Source organism: uncultured Friedmanniella sp. (assembly GCF_964244285.1).
Classification (GTDB): Bacteria; Actinomycetota; Actinomycetes; order Propionibacteriales; family Propionibacteriaceae; genus Microlunatus.
The window spans coordinates 34,850-51,821 of record NZ_CAXTHT010000008.1 but is presented as its reverse complement, the minus strand read 5'-3'; the positions used below and the strand labels follow the sequence as shown (position 1 = coordinate 51,821).

General features: G+C 72.3%; 20 protein-coding genes and 1 pseudogene. 12 read left to right on the top strand and 9 right to left on the bottom strand.

Annotation, left to right across the window (positions count from 1 at the left end; genetic code table 11):
- The first annotated feature begins 8 nt into the window (after positions 1-8).
- The 6 genes from ACFE7W_RS17030 (at position 9) to ACFE7W_RS17005 (ending at position 6,776) form a co-directional block, all read left to right on the top strand.
- Positions 9-1,097: an HD domain-containing protein gene (locus tag ACFE7W_RS17030; protein ID WP_375426060.1), complete on the top strand. Its 1,089-nt coding sequence runs from the start codon at positions 9-11 to the stop codon at positions 1,095-1,097.
- 49 nt (positions 1,098-1,146) lie between these two features.
- Complete coding sequence (locus tag ACFE7W_RS17025; RefSeq protein WP_375426015.1) at positions 1,147-3,345, top strand: alpha-galactosidase; 2,199 nt, start codon at positions 1,147-1,149, stop codon at positions 3,343-3,345.
- A gap of 70 nt (positions 3,346-3,415) precedes the next feature.
- On the top strand, positions 3,416-3,904 hold the full coding sequence (locus ACFE7W_RS17020; RefSeq protein ID WP_375426014.1) for a hypothetical protein: 489 nt from the start codon (positions 3,416-3,418) through the stop codon (positions 3,902-3,904).
- A gap of 61 nt (positions 3,905-3,965) precedes the next feature.
- Complete coding sequence (gene larA, locus ACFE7W_RS17015) at positions 3,966-5,288, top strand: nickel-dependent lactate racemase (RefSeq protein ID WP_375426013.1); 1,323 nt, start codon at positions 3,966-3,968, stop codon at positions 5,286-5,288.
- Entirely contained in the window at positions 5,281-5,802 is a 522-nt protein-coding gene (locus tag ACFE7W_RS17010) for a hypothetical protein (protein WP_375426012.1), read from the top strand. Before larA ends, ACFE7W_RS17010 begins: the two co-directional genes overlap by 8 nt.
- Positions 5,799-6,776, top strand: coding sequence for a hypothetical protein (locus ACFE7W_RS17005; protein WP_375426011.1), 978 nt, complete (start codon positions 5,799-5,801; stop codon positions 6,774-6,776). Before ACFE7W_RS17010 ends, ACFE7W_RS17005 begins: the two co-directional genes overlap by 4 nt.
- A gap of 6 nt (positions 6,777-6,782) precedes the next feature.
- On the opposite strand, the pseudogene ACFE7W_RS17000 reads toward ACFE7W_RS17005, so the two are convergent.
- Positions 6,783-7,082, bottom strand: a pseudogene (locus ACFE7W_RS17000) (DCC1-like thiol-disulfide oxidoreductase family protein); the annotation flags it as partial.
- Between the two features lie 62 nt (positions 7,083-7,144).
- Between ACFE7W_RS17000 and dnaG the strand changes: the two are divergent.
- The 6 genes from dnaG (at position 7,145) to ACFE7W_RS16970 (ending at position 12,234) form a co-directional block, all read left to right on the top strand.
- The gene (dnaG, locus tag ACFE7W_RS16995; RefSeq protein WP_375426010.1) at positions 7,145-9,025 is read left to right on the top strand and encodes a DNA primase; all 1,881 of its coding nucleotides are present in this window, start codon (positions 7,145-7,147) and stop codon (positions 9,023-9,025) included.
- Between the two features lie 112 nt (positions 9,026-9,137).
- On the top strand, positions 9,138-9,989 hold the full coding sequence (locus ACFE7W_RS16990; RefSeq protein ID WP_375426009.1) for a sigma-70 family RNA polymerase sigma factor: 852 nt from the start codon (positions 9,138-9,140) through the stop codon (positions 9,987-9,989).
- Positions 9,971-10,525 carry a hypothetical protein gene (locus ACFE7W_RS16985; RefSeq protein ID WP_375426008.1) on the top strand — a complete coding sequence of 185 codons (555 nt, stop codon included), beginning with the start codon at positions 9,971-9,973 and terminating at the stop codon, positions 10,523-10,525. Before ACFE7W_RS16990 ends, ACFE7W_RS16985 begins: the two co-directional genes overlap by 19 nt.
- Positions 10,526-10,631: 106 nt before the next feature.
- Entirely contained in the window at positions 10,632-10,847 is a 216-nt protein-coding gene (locus ACFE7W_RS16980) for a hypothetical protein (protein WP_375426007.1), read from the top strand.
- Between the two features lie 101 nt (positions 10,848-10,948).
- Complete coding sequence (locus ACFE7W_RS16975; RefSeq protein WP_375426006.1) at positions 10,949-11,773, top strand: tyrosine-type recombinase/integrase; 825 nt, start codon at positions 10,949-10,951, stop codon at positions 11,771-11,773.
- An 89-nt stretch (positions 11,774-11,862) separates the two neighbouring features.
- Positions 11,863-12,234 carry a DUF898 family protein gene (locus ACFE7W_RS16970; RefSeq protein WP_375426005.1) on the top strand — a complete coding sequence of 124 codons (372 nt, stop codon included), beginning with the start codon at positions 11,863-11,865 and terminating at the stop codon, positions 12,232-12,234.
- Between the two features lie 63 nt (positions 12,235-12,297).
- Here ACFE7W_RS16970 and ACFE7W_RS16965 read toward each other — a convergent pair whose 3' ends face one another.
- From ACFE7W_RS16965 to ACFE7W_RS16930, 8 genes are all read right to left on the bottom strand, one after another.
- On the bottom strand, positions 12,298-13,434 hold the full coding sequence (locus ACFE7W_RS16965) for a hypothetical protein (RefSeq protein WP_375426004.1): 1,137 nt from the start codon (positions 13,432-13,434) through the stop codon (positions 12,298-12,300).
- The gene (locus tag ACFE7W_RS16960; RefSeq protein WP_375426003.1) at positions 13,434-13,727 is read right to left on the bottom strand and encodes a hypothetical protein; all 294 of its coding nucleotides are present in this window, start codon (positions 13,725-13,727) and stop codon (positions 13,434-13,436) included. The genes ACFE7W_RS16965 and ACFE7W_RS16960 overlap by 1 nt, the downstream gene beginning before the upstream one ends.
- An 81-nt stretch (positions 13,728-13,808) precedes the next feature.
- Positions 13,809-13,937, bottom strand: a complete 129-nt coding sequence (locus ACFE7W_RS16955; protein WP_375426002.1) for a hypothetical protein — start codon at positions 13,935-13,937, stop codon at positions 13,809-13,811.
- Between the two features lie 52 nt (positions 13,938-13,989).
- Positions 13,990-14,388 (bottom strand): hypothetical protein, encoded by a 399-nt coding sequence (locus ACFE7W_RS16950; protein ID WP_375426001.1) that lies wholly within the window; start codon positions 14,386-14,388, stop codon positions 13,990-13,992.
- A 25-nt stretch (positions 14,389-14,413) separates the two neighbouring features.
- The gene (locus tag ACFE7W_RS16945) at positions 14,414-15,403 is read right to left on the bottom strand and encodes a hypothetical protein (protein WP_375426000.1); all 990 of its coding nucleotides are present in this window, start codon (positions 15,401-15,403) and stop codon (positions 14,414-14,416) included.
- Complete coding sequence (locus tag ACFE7W_RS16940; protein WP_375425999.1) at positions 15,403-16,233, bottom strand: peptidoglycan-binding protein; 831 nt, start codon at positions 16,231-16,233, stop codon at positions 15,403-15,405. The genes ACFE7W_RS16945 and ACFE7W_RS16940 overlap by 1 nt, the downstream gene beginning before the upstream one ends.
- Positions 16,233-16,538, bottom strand: coding sequence for a hypothetical protein (locus ACFE7W_RS16935; protein ID WP_375425998.1), 306 nt, complete (start codon positions 16,536-16,538; stop codon positions 16,233-16,235). The genes ACFE7W_RS16940 and ACFE7W_RS16935 overlap by 1 nt, the downstream gene beginning before the upstream one ends.
- Positions 16,531-16,923, bottom strand: a complete 393-nt coding sequence (locus tag ACFE7W_RS16930; RefSeq protein WP_375425997.1) for a hypothetical protein — start codon at positions 16,921-16,923, stop codon at positions 16,531-16,533. Before ACFE7W_RS16930 ends, ACFE7W_RS16935 begins: the two co-directional genes overlap by 8 nt.
- Positions 16,924-16,972 lie beyond the last annotated feature (49 nt).

The window sequence follows — 16,972 nt, the reverse complement described above, 5'->3', positions numbered from 1 at the left end:
CCGACACCATGACCGGTTACGGCGACGGGCTGCTGGTCCGTGCCCACGCCGGGTCCCGCGCCGAGCTGGGACCGGGACCGGTCGTCGGCCGCGAGCTGCGCGAGCAGCGCGAGCGTGACCTGCTGCGGCCTGGCGCCACCCTGGCCTCGGGCGCCGGCCACCGCGCCGTCCCCGAGGCGCCCGACGTCGAGCGCACCTGCTTCGAACGCGATCGCGACCGGATCGTCCACTCACCGGCGTTCCGGCGGCTGGCCGGCAAGACCCAGGTCGTCGTCTACCCGACCGACCACCAGCGCACGCGCCTGACCCACGCCCTCGAGGTGGCCCAGGTCGCGACCTCGATCGCCCGCGGCGCCGGGGTCAACGTCGGCCTGACCGAGGCCATCGCGCTGGGCCACGACTGCGGTCACGGACCCGGCGGCCACGCGAGCGAGGACGCATTCGACGCCTTTCTGCCCGGCGGCTACGACCACGGGCCGTGGGGCGCCGACGTCGTCCTCACCAGCCTCAACCTGTGCAGCGAGACCCTGGACGGCATCCGCAACCACTCGTGGTCCCGGCCGGCACCACGCACCGTCGAGGGCGAGATCGTCAGCTGGGCCGATCGGATCGCCTACTGCGCCCACGACCTCGAGGACGCCGTGCACGCCGGCATCGTGGTGGCCGAGGACCTGCCGGCGGAGGTCGTCGAGGTGGCCGGCGGCAGCCGGCGCGAGCAGCTGGGCACCTTCGTCCGCGCGGTCGTCCGCGGCATCGCCGAGCACGGTGAGGTGGGCATGCCTGCGGCCGAGGCGGCAGCGCTGGCCGCGCTACGCGCCTTCAACTACGAGCGGATCTACGTCCGGCCGGAGTCGCTGGCCCAGTCGCGGGCGGTCGTGGAGGTGCTGCGGGCGCTGGTGGAGTTCTACGCCGCCCATCCCGGCGTCCTGCCTATCGCCGACGGTCCGGCCGGGCGGGACGACCCGTGGCGCGCGTCGGTCACCTACGTCGCCGGCATGACCGACCGCTACGCCTTCGACATGGCCGTCCGGCACCTCGACTGGCCAGTGGATCGGCTGCCTCCTGCCGTCGACCGGCCGCACAACCCGGCTCGATAGGCTGTCGGGGCTCCCGGTCCCTTCGGGCCGCCCGCGAAGAAAGGGCACTGTGGTCAACGCCGCCGCAAACGTCTACGTCGTCCTGCGCGCCGAGGGGGTGTCCGCGGTCCTCGATGTGGCCGACGGACGGCTCCCGGCGCTCGCCTACTGGGGCCCGGACCTGGGTCCGCAGAGTCTCTCGGAGGTGGCCGCCCTCGTCGTCGGCGGCTACACGCAGGCGGAGAACAACCAGATCTCGGCAGACATCCGGGTCGCTCTGCTGCCGGAGCACTGGACGGGCTGGGTCGGCCGGCCCGGCGTCTCCGGCTCCCGGGCCGGCACCGCCTGGTCGCCCCGGTTCACCTCCGTTGCGGTCCGGCTGGACGGTGAGGACGCCGCGAGCTCGGCCGGCATCCCGACCCTCGTCGAGGGCGGCATCGCCGTGGTCGAGGTCGACGCCGTCGACGAGTCGGCCGGGCTGTCCCTCACGCTGACCGTCGAGCTCACCGCCGGCGGCCTGCTGCGCAGCCAGGCGCAGCTCACGAACACCGGCGGCGAGGACTATCAGCTGGACGACCTCGTGCTGGCCTACCCCGTCCCGGCCGTCGCTCGTGAGGTGCTCGACCTGGCCGGCCGCTGGGGTAAGGAGCGGACTCCGCAGCGTCAGCCACTGAACGTGGGTCAGCACGTCCGCGAGGGCCGCAAGGGCCGCACCGGACCCGACGCCGCGACGGTCCTTCACCTCGGTACACCTGGCTTCGGCTTCGCCGAGGGCGAGATCTGGGCCGTGCACACCGCCTGGAGCGGCAACCACACCCACTACGCCGAACGGGTCTTCACCGGCCACCAGGTCGTCGGCGGCGGCGAGCTGCTGCTGCCCGGCGAGGTCCGGCTGGCGGCGGGGGAGTCCTACACCTCCCCGTGGCTCTACGGCTCGTACGGGCACGGTCTGGACGAGGTGGCACGACGCTTCCACCGCTACCTCCGGTCGCGTCCGCACCACCCCGGCACCGACCGGCCCGTCACCCTGAACGTCTGGGAGGCCGTCTACTTCGACCACGACCTGGACCGGTTGCTCGACCTGGCCCAGCGGGCCGCCGATCTCGGCGTCGAGCGCTACGTGCTGGACGACGGCTGGTTCGGCGCCCGCCGCAACGACCTCGCCGGGCTGGGGGACTGGACGGTCTCACCCGAGGCCTGGCCGGACGGCCTGCACCCGCTCGTCGACCGGGTCCGCGAGCTGGAGATGCAGTTCGGGCTCTGGTTCGAGCCGGAGATGGTCAATCCCGACTCCGACGTCGCCCGCGCCCACCCCGAGTGGATCATGGCGACCGGCGACCGGCTGCCGGTCGAGTCCCGCCACCAGCAGGTGATCAACCTCGGCATCCCGGAGTGCTACGCCTACATCCGCGACGCCATCCTCGCGATCCTGGACGAGTACGCGATCGGCTACCTCAAGTGGGACCACAACCGCGACCTCATCGACGCCGGCACCGCGCCGACCGGGAGGCCCGGGGTGCACGAGCAGACGCAGGCGTTCTACCGCCTGGTCGACGAGCTCAAGGCGGCGCACCCGGGGCTGGAGATCGAGTCCTGCTCCTCCGGGGGCGCCCGCGTCGACCTCGAGGTGCTGCAGCGGACCGACCGGGTCTGGGTCTCGGACTGCATCGACCCGCTCGAGCGCGTCGGCATGCACCGCTGGACCACCCAGCTGATCCCGCCGGAGCTGATGGGGGCGCACATCGCGTCCGGGCGCTCGCACACGACCGGACGGGTGCACGACCTGTCCTTCCGGGCCGCCACGGCGGTCTTCGGTCACCTCGGCATCGAGTGGGACCTGGCGAGAGCGACCGCCGAGGAGCTGGCCGAGCTCGGCGGCTGGATCGCCTTCTACCGGGAGCACCGCACCCTGCTGCTGGGCGGGGACCTGGTCCGGCTCGACGTCGACGACGACGCCGTGGTGGCCCACGGCGTCCTGGCTCCCGACCGGTCGCAGGCGATCTTCTCCTTCGCCTCCGTCGGCCGCTCCGAGGTGGCCTCCCTCGGCCGGCTGCGGTTCCCGGGCCTCGACCCGGCCCGGCGGTACCGGGTGACCCCCCTGCGGGTGGGCGAGGAGCCCAGCGGGCTCACCGTCCCGGCCTGGTGGGACCTCGACGGACCGCGCGCGGGGGTCGTCCTGAACGGGGCCGCCCTGGCCGCGGCGGGGCTGACGGCGGCCGGTACCCACCCCGACCACGCGGTGCTCTACCGGCTCGACGCGGTGAGCTGAGGCTGGCGCGGCGGAACCGAGCCACGTCATAGTGAGACTCCTCACATCCCCCGACTCCTGAGGAGTTTTCGTGAAGAGGTTCCTCGCTTTCACCACCGGTACCGCCCTGCTGTTCTGCGGTCTCGCCGGGTCGACCGCCGTCGCCGCCCCGGGATCAGGGACGGCCGCGACCGGCTCGGTGACCGGCACGCTGGACGGTCCGGCCAGGGCCAGGAAGGACGGCATCAGCCTCAGGACGAGGGGCGACGTGAAGGTGCGCACGTTCACCCTCACCTACGCCGTCGGCGGCTACTCCGGGTGGCACCAGCACCCCGGCATCGTGGTGGCGACGGTGGTCTCGGGCACCGTCGTCCAGCGCATCGGCTGCGACAAGCCGCGGCTCTGGACGGCGGGCCAGTCCTTCACCGAGGTGGCGCCGCACTACGTGAGCAACCTCTACCGCACCCCGACCACGGGCGCGGTTCCGGCCGTGCTCTCGATCACCCAGATCTACCCCGCCGACCTCCCCGCGACCGGGCTGCGCGAGGAGGTGCCGGCACCGCACTGTCCCGCGAGCTGACCTCTGTCGTCGGCGGCCGACGTGGCCCGCTGCACGGCCCGGCCGGCCGTACGATGTGCCGGTGATCAGCACCCTGGCCGGCGTGGTGCGCGAGGTCGACCTGGCCTACGGCCGCGGCCGGCTTCGACTGGCGCTGCCCGAGGGCTGCGTGCCGACGATGGTCCGTCAGCGAACGGTCCCGCCGGTGCCCGACCCGGCGGCCGCGGTGGCGCACGCGCTCGCCGAGCCCGTCGCGGCGCCGCCGCTCGCCGAGCTGGCGCAGGGTCGTCGCAGCGCCTGCATCCTGATCTGCGACATCACCCGTCCGGTGCCGAACGGCCTCTTCCTGCGACCGATGATCGAGACGATCCTGGCGGCGGGGGTGCCCGCCGACCGGGTGACGGTGCTGGTCGCCACTGGTCTGCACCGCCCCAACGTCGGTGCCGAGCTCGAGGAGCTGGTCGGGGACCCCTGGGTGCTGGAGCACGTCCGGGTCGAGAACCACGACGCCCGCGACGACGCGGCGCACCGTTGGCTGGGCCGGACCTCGGTCCGCGGCACCCCGGTGGCCCTCGACGCCCGCTTCGTCGACGCCGACCTCAAGATCGCGACCGGGCTGGTCGAGCCGCACTTCATGGCCGGCTGGTCCGGAGGGCGCAAGGTGATCGCGCCCGGCGTCGCCCACCACACCACGATCCGGACCTTCCACTCGGCCCGGTTCATGGAGGACCCGCGTGCCGTGCCGTGCGTGCTCGAGGGCAACCCGCTGCACGCCGAGCAGCTCGAGATCGTCGCCATGCTCGGCGAGGTCTACGGTCTCGACACCGTCCTGGACGACGAGCGCCGGCTGCTGCACGTCGGCTTCGGCGAGATCGTGGCCCTGCACCGGGCGACGGTCGAGCGGGTCGAGGAGAGCATCCGGGTGCCGGTGGACCGCTCGTTCGCGACCGTGGTCACCTCGGCGGCCGGCTATCCGCTGGACAAGACCTACTACCAGACGATCAAGGGCATGGTGACCCCGCTGGACGTCCTCGCGCCCGGCGGCACGGTGATCATCGCGTCCGAGTGCTCCGAGGGCTTCGGCTCGGCCGAGTTCCGCGACGCGCAGCGACGACTCACCCAGCTCGGCCCGGACGCCTTCCTCGCCTCGCTGGTGGCCAAGCCGCTCGCCGACGTGGACGAGTGGCAGACCGAGATGCAGCTCAAGCCGCTGCGGCAGGGCCGGGTCGAGCTCTACAGCACCGGCCTGCCGCGCGAAGACCGGGCGCTGACCGCGGTCGAGGTCGTCGACGACCTGGCTGCGGCCGTGGCGCGCAGTATCGCCCGCAGCGGCGACCCGCACGTGGCGGTGATCCCGGACGGCCCCTACGTCGTGCCCTACCTCGCGGGGGCCGTGGGTGGCTGAGGTCGAGCTCGCACCGGCGGGACGGGCGCGTGCGGGACGGGTGCGTGCGGGACGGGTGCGGGTGGGACGGGTGCGGGGCATCAGCCGGGCCGGCCTGACGTGGCGGGTGGCGCTCACCCTGGTCGGGATCGCCCTGTTGCTGAACGGGTCGCTGCGGATGAGCGACGATGTGTGGCCCTTCGGGCCGATGTCGCAGTACGCGTTCTCACCGCCGGCGAACGACACCATCGTGATCACCCGCGTCGAGGGACGGCTGACCGACGGCCGTCGGATCGACCTGCCCCTGACCGACGGCGACGTCGGGATCGGCCGGGCGGAGGTCGAAGCCCGGATCCCCGCCATCGAGGCCGACCCGTCCCTGCTGGGCTCGATCGCCGACGGCTGGACCTCCCGGCACCGGGACCAGCCCGCCCTGACGCAGGTCTGGCTGGTGCAGGACGAGACCCAGCTCGTCCGGGGACGCCGCGGCGCGACCGAGCTGCGCGAGCTGGCCACCTGGAGCGTGCCGCGGTGAGCCCGACGCTGCCGCAGAGCTCGACGGGACCGGCGGCGAGCGAGCCGGCGTCGCTCGAGGCCCGGGTGGTCGGCTGGTTCGCGCCCGTCGTGCCCGAGGCCCGGATCGCGATCTTCCGCACCGTCGTCTACGCGTTCGTGCTGCTGGACATCAACGCCTTCGTCCGCGACCCCATCCCCCTGAGCCGGCACTCTGAGCTCTACGCTCCCTTGCTGGTGGAGCGGCTGGCCCACCTGCCGCCACCGACCGTCCCCCTCACGGTCACGCTCTACGTGGTGCTGGTCCTCGGCTCGCTGGTCGCCGCCGCCAACCGGCTGCCTCGGCTGGCGGGATGGGTCGTGGCAGCCGCCTTCACCTGGTGGACCGCGATCGGGATGAGCTTCGGCAAGGTCGACCACGACCACATGGCCCTGGTGATCGCCCTCTGGCTGCTGCCCACGGCCGGGACGGTCCGGGACCGGTGGCGCAGCCGCGACCTCTCCGCGCAGGCGGGCTGGGTGCTGAAGTGCGTTCAGGTCGCGGTGATGTGCACCTACTTCCTGTCGGCGCTGACCAAGATCCGCAGCGGCGGTTGGAGCTTCACGTCGTGGCCGGAGAGCTACATCCTGACCTGGGCGATCGTCCGCCGGCCGCACGGGCTCGGCCAGTTCCTGCTGCCCTACCCGGGGATCCTGCACGCGATGCAGTGGTTCGCGTTCGCCGCCGAGCTGACGTCGGTGGTGGTGCTCTGGCTACGCGGACGTGCCCTGCTCGCGGCCGCCCTCTTCTGGATGGGCTTCCACGTCTTCACGCTGGCGATCCTCTACATCCACTTCGCGCCCACGCTGGTCTGCTGGCTCGCCTTCGCGCCGTTGGAGCGACTGGGTCCCTGGGCGCGTCGGGTCAAAACCGGCAGGCGGGAGCGCGCAGGCGGGCGTGCCACCGGGCATCCGGTCCCGGTTCCGGGCGACGAACCGGTAGACCAGCGCCGCTAGCGACCGGACCCCGGGGGCGGCCATCATGGTGCCCACCAGCCCGTACGGCCCGCCGCGGAAGCGCAGCCACGCCGCGAAGGCGGCCGCTCCGCCCGCGACGCTGCCGTCGGGGGCGACCCAGAGGACCTCGGTCGTGGCCCGCTCGGCCGTCGTGCCCAGCGCCGCCAGGTCGGTGAACTGCCAGGGCACCAGCCGAACGTCCGGACCGTCGGCGCGGTGCAGCCGAGTGGCGACCCAGGTCGCGCTGGTGGTGCAGAACGCGCAGTCGCCGTCGTACACCAGCCAGGGCCGGTCCCGGCGCCGCATGTCGTCCACAGGCCCAGCCTACGGCGGCCGGAGGACGGGCGATCCGGCGTAAACTCACCCTCGTGCCTGGGCGGATCAACGACGACGACGTCGTCGCGGTCCGCGAGCGGGCCAAGATCGAGGAGGTCGTCGGCGCCTACGTCGCGCTGCGCAACGCCGGCGGCGGCTCGCTGAAGGGTCTGTGCCCCTTCCACGACGAGAAGACGCCGAGCTTCCAGGTGACGCCGTCCCGCGGCTTCTACTACTGCTTCGGCTGCGGCGAGGGCGGGGACGTCCTCACCTTCGTGCAGAAGATCGACAACCTCAGCTTCACCGAGGCGGTCGAGCGGCTGGCCGACCAGGTCGGCATCCAGCTGCGCTACACCGAGGACTCCGGCCCCCGGGCCGAGCCCGGCCAGCGGCGGCGGCTGATGGAGGCGCACCTCGCGGCGGCGGAGTTCTACTCCGAGCAGTTGGCCACCCCGGACGCCCTGGTGGGACGGCAGTTCCTGGCCGGACGGGGCTTCGACCGGGCGGCGGCCGAGCAGTTCGGGGTGGGCTTCGCCCCTCGTGGCGGACGGGTGCTCGCGTCGCACCTGAAGGGCCGCGGCTTCACCGAGGCCGAGCTGGTCACCGGCGGTCTGATCCGGCCGAACGGCGGCTACGACTTCTTCCAGAGCCGGCTGCTCTGGCCGATCCGCGACTCGGGCAGGCAGGTGATCGGCTTCGGGGCCCGCCGCCTCTTCGACGACGACCGGATGCCGGCCAAGTACCTGAACACCCCAGAGACGCCGCTCTACAAGAAGTCGCACGTCCTCTACGGGCTCGACCTGGCCCGGCAGCCGATCGGGCGCAAGAGCCAGGCGGTGGTGGTGGAGGGCTACACCGACGTGATGGCGGCGCACCTGGCCGGGGTGGACACGGCGGTGGCGTCGTGCGGCACCGCCTTCGGCGACGAGCACGCCAAGCTGCTCCGACGGCTGATGGGGGACCACGACGCCTTCCGCGGCGAGGTGATCTTCACCTTCGACGGTGACGCGGCCGGCCAGGCGGCCGCCCTCAAGGTGTTCTCGGGCGACCAGAACTTCGTCGCCCAGACCTACGTGGCCATCGAGCCGACCGGGCTGGACCCGTGCGACCTGCGGCTGCAGCACGGCGACGCCGCCGTCCGCGAGCTGGTCGGCCGCCGGGTGCCGCTGTACCGGTTCGTGATGACCAACGTCTTGTCCCTGCACGACCTGGACCGCGCCGACGGCCGGCTGGCCGCCCTGCGGGAGGCCGCTCCGCTGGTGGCCAGCATCCGCGACAAGGCGATGGTCGAGCGCTACATCCGCGAGCTGGCCAAGCTGCTCGGCAACGAGGACTTCGAGGAGATCCGCCGCGAGGTGCTGCGGGCCGCGAGCCGGTCGAGCCGGCGGGCGAGCGAGCCGGCGGCCGAGCCTGCCGAGCAGGCGCCACCGCCCCGGACCGCGCTGCCCGACCCGCAGGACCGGCTGCTGAGCCTGGAACGCGGCACGGCCAAGCTGGCGATCCAGTCCCCGCAGCTCTTCCGGCCCGGCTGGGACGGGCTCGGCGCCGGCGACTTCACCCACCCCGCGTACGCGGCGGTGTTCACCTGCGTCGAGAAGGCGGCCGCGGACGGGAGTGCGCCTGACGCCGGGGAGGACTGGGTACGGCGGGTCGCCGCCGCGGCCGAGCACGAGCAGCTCACGTCGCTGATCGTCTCGCTCGCCGTCGAGCCGCTGCCGGTCCAGGGCGAGGTGACGTCGCGGTTCGTGGTCGCGCACTCCGCCGGCCTGCAGCTGCTCACGGTGATGCGCGCCATCGCCGAGCTGAAGTCCAAGCTGCAACGCACCAACCCCGTCGAGGCCCAGCAGAAGTACAACGCGATGTTCTCCGAGCTGATCGTCCTCGAGGCCCGCCGCCAGCAGCTGCAGTCCCGCTCCCTCGGCGCTCTCGACTAGCCACGAGCCTGTCGAAGGGCCCCGTCGTCCACAGTCGTCCGCGTGCGTCCGCGCCGTCCACAGCTTCGCCCGGGCGACCCCGGAACGGCCGGTCTCAGCAGAGGCTTGACCCATGTCCCTGCCCGTGCCCACCCTCGCCGACGAGCCGCTGCTGACCTCGGCCGAGGTGGTGCAGCTCGCCACCCAGATCGAGGCGGGCCTCCTCGCCCGTGAGGCGCGCCGGCAGCGCTCACCGATGGCCACCGACGAGGAGCTGCAGGCGCTGGAAGCGCTGGGGGAGCAGGCCTGGCAACGCTTCGTCCGGGCGAACCTGCGACTGGTGGCCATGGTCGCCGGTCAGGCCGCCGCGCGCACCCGGCTCAGCGAGGCCGACCTGTTCCAGGAGGGCTGCCTGGGGCTGATGACCGCTCTGCAGCGGTTCGACCACCGCCGTGGCCACGCCTTCGCGACCTACGCGCTGGTGTGGATCCGGTCCTGTGTGGGAGCGGCGTCCGCACGCCGGCTCGGGACGCTCAACCTGCCCACCAGCCGGGCCGAACAGCTGCGGGCGGCCCGCGGGGTGGAGGCCGAGCTGGGCCAGCGGCTGGGCCGGACGCCGCAGACGAGGGAGGTGGCGGCCGCTCTCGGCCGGCCGGAACGCTGGACGGCAACGTTGCTGGCTCATCGGCCCCCCGAGCCCCTCGACGGCCTGGAGGTCTCGCTCGCCTGGTCGCCACCGACGACCGAGCTCGCGACCGACGGCGACGAGGTCCGCCGGCTGCTGCACCACCTGGAGTGGCCGGAACGCCAGGTCCTCGAGCTGCGGCTGGGCTTCACCGTGCCACAGCCCTGCAGCCTGGCCGAGACGGCCCGTCGGCTCGGCATGTCGGTCGGCCGGGTGAGGCGGCTGGAGGAGCGGGGGCTCGAGCGGCTGCGAGCCCACTGCCGGCACGGGACACTGGAGGCATGGCCGGAACCCGCATGACGTCCCGCTTCTCCCGCGCCCGTGGCCTGCCCCGCCCGGCGTACGAGTCGTGGGCCGAGTCGCTGCGGCTCCAACCGGGACGACCGACCCGCATCCTGGCCTGGGCGCCGGTGCTGCCGCGCGACGGCGAGGAGCAGTTCTGCATCGGCAGCCCGGCGGTGCTCTCCGCCGGTGGTGGTTCCGGCTGGGGCCACGTCGGTTGGCACCAGGTCGAGCACGGCGGCTGGAACGCCGAGCTGCACCAGCTCAGCTGGGTGCTGCTCGACGGGCACCGCGGGGCGGTCCAGACCGAGGAGCCGGGGCGGCTGCCGGAGCTGTTCCGAGAACGGGTCGAGGCGACGATCGTGGTCAAGCAGTTCGTCGCCCTCACGGGCGAGCGCGGCGTGCTGATCAGCGCCCGGCGTGACCTGAGCGGTGCCGGCACCATCTCCTGGCACACCCGCCTCACGCGCGGGCTCAGCCTGTCCAGTCCGGGAGTGGCCGACGCCGTCGACGCGGCGCTGGCCGCCACGAGGGCTGAGTACGACCTGGCCTGACCCGTGAGCCCGCAGGGCTTGACCGGGGGCCGAACTGGCTCCCCCGACTGGACTCGAACCAGTAACCTGCCGGTAGTTTGGCGGGACGACACCTCAGGCTCGTAGCGTGAGCGGTAGCTGCAGCACCCCCGGCTGCCCCGCCCCCGCCGCCTGGACCGTGCAGGTCGACCGCGTGAGCCGATCGGGCATCGACGTGCCGAAGTGCACACCCCACGCCTTCGCTGACGTCGCGAAGGCCGAGGAGGTTTGGGGAGACCAGCTCTACCGGGTCGAGGTGCTCCGCATCGTGACCGAACTGTGCCCGCCAGTGAGCGTGTCGTGACCAGACCGCCCGACCTGTCCGCCACGAATGACCCCCAACACCGGGGTTCAGCAGCAGCCCCAACGCCGTCCCTCGGGGGGATTACGCAGGGGAATCTGTCTGTGCTCAACGACTACTCCGACTGGTGCCGCGCCTCCGGCATGGCCCCCGACACCATCCGCCTACGCCTCCACTGGATACGCCGAGCCGGCCGCGAGGTCGACCTCCTCGCCGCCACCCACCGGGACCTGATCGGCTTCATGGCCGCGCACGAGTGGCAGCCCGAGACCCGCAAGTCAGCCCGAAACGCGCTCCGCTCGTTCTACCGGTGGGCCGTCGAGGACGAACGCCTCGACGCCGACCCCAGCGTCAAGCTCCCGGCCGTCAAGGTCCCCATCGGGGTCCCGCGTCCGGCGCCGACCGACATCCTGATCAACGCGCTCGCGGTGGCCACCGACCGCGACGCGCTGATCCTCGCCCTGGCCGCGTTCGCCGGGATGCGCCGATCCGAGATCGCCGCGCTCGAGTGGTCGTCGATCGACTGGTACGGCATCCGCGTGCACGGGAAGGGCGGCCGGGTCCGGACCGTGCCGATGCTGCCCCGGCTGGCCGACATGCTGGCCGAGGAGCGGGCGCGCCGCGAGGGAGGCGACGTCGGCAGCGGGTGGAGGTACGCCGTCGACCACCACAGCCCCTACGTGCTCCCCACGGGCAACGGCGGCCACCTCAGCGCCTACACCGTGGGGCACGTCCTCTCGGAGGCTCTGGGCGGCGGCTGGACCGGCCACACGTTGCGGCACCGGTTCGCGACGCTGGCCTACGGCGTCGACCGGGACCTGCTGACCGTGCAGCAGCTGCTCGGCCACAGCAAGCCGGAGACGACGGCCCGCTACACCGCGACACCGCCGGGGGCCGCAGCATCAGCGGTCGCCGGCGCGGCCGCGTAACGATCCCAGCACGACCCCAACCCATCAGGCCCGGGGAGCACCGCAACGGCGCATGCTTCCCGGACCACCACCCCCCCAGGAGTCACCCGATGTCCCAACAGCAGCAGCCCGTCCAATACGCCCCCCAGCAGGTCGCGGCCGTCGCGGTCCGCCCCGAGGGCCAGTTCCGGTTCGACGGCGGCGCCGGATCGTTCTTCCTCGTCGGGATCGGCGCGAGCCTCCTCTACGCCGTGACGCTCGGCCTCGCGCTCCCGTGGGCGATGTGCATGTACTTCCGCTGGCAGACCGAGCACACCATCGTCAACGGCCGGCGCCTCCGGTTCACCGGGTCGGGCGGCGGACTCTTCGGCCACTACCTGAAGTGGTGGGTCCTGACGGTGGTCACGCTCGGGATCTACTCGTTCTGGGTGTGGCCGCGGATGGTCCGCTGGTGCACCGAGCGGCAGGACTTCGGCCGCTAGGTCTGAGCAGACGACAACGCCTGCCACCGAGCTCGAGGGTGGCGGGCGTTGCTGCGTCCAGGGTCAGGCGGCGCCCTTGGTTCGTACCCACTCGATCAGGTCGGGCCGCTCGACGCCGCCGACCCACAGGTGGATGTCGGCGCCGCGCTGCGCCTGCGGGCCCTGCGGTACGAAGATCGAGTAGCCGTACGTCAGCGAGATGCGGACCTTCCACCGGTTCGCTGGCGTGATCCCGACCGGGTCATAGATGTCGACCCGGTTCGAGTAGGCGTTGCTCTCGATACTCAGGTGGTAGGCCGGGCCGCCCGAGCTGCCGCGGCTGTTGCGGATGTCCGGGCGGACGAACTTGATCCCGTTCGCCGCCCGGATCTGCTCGAAGTTCGCGCCGCCGGTGCAGCCGTCGACAGCGACGTCGGTGAACGTGATCGACCGGCACGTCTGGTTGAACTGGGTGAAGCCGGACCCGTTCGGGCAGCCGCGGACCGTGACCCGGTCGTAGACGACGTCGAGGTTCGGGTCTCCGGTCGTCCAGGTGATCGCGGACGAGCCCTTCCCGAGCCCGTCGACCAGGACGTCGGTCAGCCGGAACTCGCCGGCCACCTTGTACGCCTGGAGGGCGAACGTCTCGTCCGGGGGGATGCTCTTCCCGCCCGGCATGCCGACGATCGAGCAGTCGTGGAGGTGCCGCGCCTGCGGGCCGTAGAGGCTGATCCCGTTGAAGAAGTAGGGCCGCCCGGTCTTCGGGTTGACCTGCTGGTCGGTGCCGAGGAACGTGATCCCGGCGACCTCGCTCGCCTTGTCGAACCGTGCGAGATAGTAGAAGTTGTTCGAGGTGTTGTCGGGCAGAGTCTCCAGGAGCGGGTACTTCACCGGGTCGAAGGCGTGGAGCGGCTGCGTGAAGCTGACCGGGTCGATCTGCAGGGTCGTGACGTCCCGGCCTGAGCCGAGGACCTTCGCCGGCTTGGCGAGGAAATGGCAGTAGGCGGGGTAGATCTCGGCAGGTCGGCCGAAGTCGGGCGCGGAGAAGATCCCGGGCGGCAGGGTGAGGCCCTGGCCGGCGGCGAGCCGGTCCGCCTTGTCGGTGAGCGTCGCCCCGGCCAGCTTGGTCGCCGAGATGAGCCCGGCCCCGGTCGGCTCGACCGCCGGCTCGGTGACGTCGAGGGTTGCCTGCTCGCCGGCGGTGGCCGCGGTGATCCGCATCAGGCGTAGGTGACGTCGTAGACGGCGGTCTGGCCGTCGTCGGACACCGGAGTGAACGTGGCCTTGCGTCCGCTGTCCAGGGTCGCGGAGAGGGCCACCAGGGCGACGGTACGGGGAACGGCAGGAGCCACCTCGCGGCTGGCCTTGTAGACCTGGGTCTCGTCGGCGGTGGCCACGGTGATGGTCGCCGACTCAGTCACCGCCGGAACGGCGGGAGTGACCCGCTTGTCCGACGTGACGGTGATCCGGGTGGGGAGTCCGGTGGTGGGGGTGGCGGTGATCTTGAGGGTCATGGGGTGTCCTTCGGGCCAGGATGTGCAACAGCCCGCCACCCCTCGGGGGATCGGTGGCGGGCTGCTGGCTTGGGGGTGGGGCTAGACGCCGTGGGCGCCAGTCGTGACCTTCACGCCGTGCGCGGCGTGGGCTGTGGTGTCGGTGCTGGCGACGGCCAGCCCGGCCAAGATGAGCACGGCCGCGGCCGCTGCTCCGGTGATCCTGCGCATGGTTCCTCCTCCGAGAGTCGACGCGCTGTGCGTCAGGCACAGAGTAGCGCGCTCAGGGACGGGGTAGGAACTGTCCGTTCTCGTCGTCGCGGCCGTCGTCGTTGACGTCGCGCGGATTAGCGGGCGGGTCGAGGTGCTCGGCGAGCGGAACCTGGTCGCGGAGCTCCGGCTCGTCGACCGGCTTGGCCGGCGGGGGAACAGGCTCAAGGTCCGCGGGCAGGGTCGCGGCAGTGCCGTTGCCCCACCGCTGCGCGACCGACGCCTTGATCCCGGCGAGCACGCCGGCGACGAGGATCAGGACGAGCGGCAGGTAGCCGCGGGGGATGTCGGCCAGCGGGAGCGCCTGGTAGCCGGCGACGATGCCGGTAGCGCCGGCGGCCTCTGCGACGGTCCACAGGGACCGCTCGAGGCCGTCTGCGAACTTGCGGGCCTGGCTGGTGGGGGTGCTCACTTCGTCTCTCCTTCGGTGGTGGTGGTCATGCGGCCCGGCCCTTGGCCAGGAAGTCCTTCGCGTAGCGGGTGCCGTAGCCGGTGACAGCCCAGGCGCGGCCATCGGTCACGAACTCGCGGATCCACAGGTTGTAGCCGGGCTCGCGTTCCTGGAGCTTCTCGCCGGCCGCGGAGACGCCGAGGAGCGTGGACGACACCTTCCGCGGGTCGACGTGCCACCAGCCCTCGTCGCCTGGCCGGTGCTCGCCCGGGTCGGCCAGCACCTTGACCGTGTGGCTGGTGTGGGAGCGAGAGACGCCGACGTACACCCGCTGCGTGTCCGGGTCCGGGCCGGCGGTGGCGTAGAGGCCTTCCGGCTCCCCGCCGAGCGAGAGGGGCACCCGGTACGCCTTCGCCTTCCCGAGGAGGTCGTGCACGGTGATCGCGTGCCCGCCCGTCTTGTGGCCCGTCAGGTAGAGCAGGTCGGTCCCGACCGAGCAGACGCCCTGCATCAGCTGGCCGGGTGCGTCGGCCGGGCCGAGGGTGACCTTGCCGAGCGGCCGGTCCTTCCCGGCCCACACGTCGGCGTCGCCGCGCAGCACGCACACCTGCCGCTTGTCGCTGGCGTGGCGGTACAGCCAGGTCCTGTCGACCGGGTTGAAGATCGCGCCGGTGTAGCCGTCGTTGAACGGCATGGCGATCACGTCGGCCGAGGTGCGCTTCACGACGCCGTTGCGCCACCGCACCCGGTAGAGCCGGCCCGCCCACGACACCGCGATCCAGACCGCGCCGTCGCGGGAGAACACGCCGATCACCGTGCCGTGGCCAGACGCCGGCGACACGAGCTTCATCACGCCGAGCTGCTTCCCGGCGCGGGTCGCGCGGGTCACCCACACGCACTCCGGGTTGCCGACGCCCTGGCTGGCGTAGACGTCGTCGCCGAAGTAGCCGAACGCCTGCAGAGTCTCCTGGCCGGCGAGGTGGAGCTGCGCGATCGACGTGCCGAGGACGGCGCGGCGGATGTCCAGTGCGACCATCAGGCCACGACCGAGAACCCGGCGTAAGCGCCGAGCTTGGTCAGCGTGGTCTTGCCGGGGATGCCGTCAGCGTCGGCGCCCTCGTAGCCGCACAGCCGCTGCCACACCCGGTAGGCGGCCACCGAGGACGAGCCGAACGCGCCGTCCGTGGCGTAGTCGTCGTCGAGGAGCCCGTGCCGGAGCAGCGCCGCCTCGACGAGGCGGACGTCGTCGGCCGAGCCCGGGGTGGTGCCGCCCTGGCCGCGGCCCGGGTCGGCCTTCGCGGCGGCGACCAGCGCGGCCAGCGACACCTTCGGCAGGGCCGGCTTCGGGCCGGGGGTCGCGGCGGCCGGGACGCCGAGCACGGCGTCGGCGAACGCGGACAGCTTCGGCCAGTCCTCGCAGACGTCCCGCCAGATCGAGTGGTGGATGTGGAACAGGTGACTCTTGTCCGAGCTGGTCACGATCCGCTTCCGGAACGGGCTGTAGCCGGTCACCGTGCGGCCGTCGATCGTGCCGAACCACTCGCGGAGCACCGCGACCACCCGCGGGTCCTCGGCCCGGCAGACGGTCATCAGCCGCCCCGACCAGTACCGGATGCCCTGGTCGCCCGTCTGGTCCAGGAACGTCCAGTCGAGGGCAGACGCGGCGTCCTCGTCTCCCCGCTTGTCCCGGGCCTGCTGGATCGAGTAGTCGCCCTTCTGGCCGTGGTCCAGGAGCAGGGCGCGGGAGATGTGGTAGCCGCCGCCGGCGACGTGGCGGGCGTCGCCGACGACCCCGCCGTTCTTCGTGCGCGGCACCCCGTCGTGCAGCTTCTGGTACAGCTCGCCGAGCTCCTTCGGTGCGTACATCACTTCTCCTGGTTTGGGTTGGGGAACAGCGCGGGGGCTGGGGGGATCTCGTCGAACTCGATGAGCTCGCGGCCCATGTCGCGGCGCAGGTCGTTCACGAGCCGCTGCAGCTGCTGGACGGTGCTGAGCAGGCGCGAGTCCCACTGGAGGTGCTGCTCGGCGTTCGACCGGTAGGTGGCGTTCCACTGGGCGTCGGTCTGCTCGCGCGCGACCTTGGCCGCTGAGCGTCCGACGAACCGGGAGCCGATGTAGGTGAGGAACGCGATGATCACGCCCGCGAGACCCTGCACGACGCCGTCAGGCATGCGCGCCGTCCTGTCGCTCGCGCCACCCGGAGCAGATGAGGACGACGAGGATGAACGGGAGGTTGATCACCGCCGAGTACCACGCGCGCTCTTCACCGCCGAACCACGCGAACAGGTAGGCGAGACCTCGCAGAGTCGGCGGGATGAACAGGGCGATCCATCCGGACCGGTCGGACTTCCGCCAGCTGTAGATGAGAGCGAACGAGGCCGCCGTCCACCACATCACCGCCCTGGCCACCGCCGGGATTCGGAGGTACAGCGTCGAGTCGCCGGCGGGCAGGATCAGCGCGCCGAGTCCCACCAGCGCGTAAGTGAGTCCGAGTGTGGTCAGGATTGCTCCGCGGCGCCCGAGCCGGTGAAGCGCTGGACGAACGTTCAGCGTCATGTTCTACCTCTCAGGGACAGTCTCTGTCCCGATCAGGGTACGTCAGGCC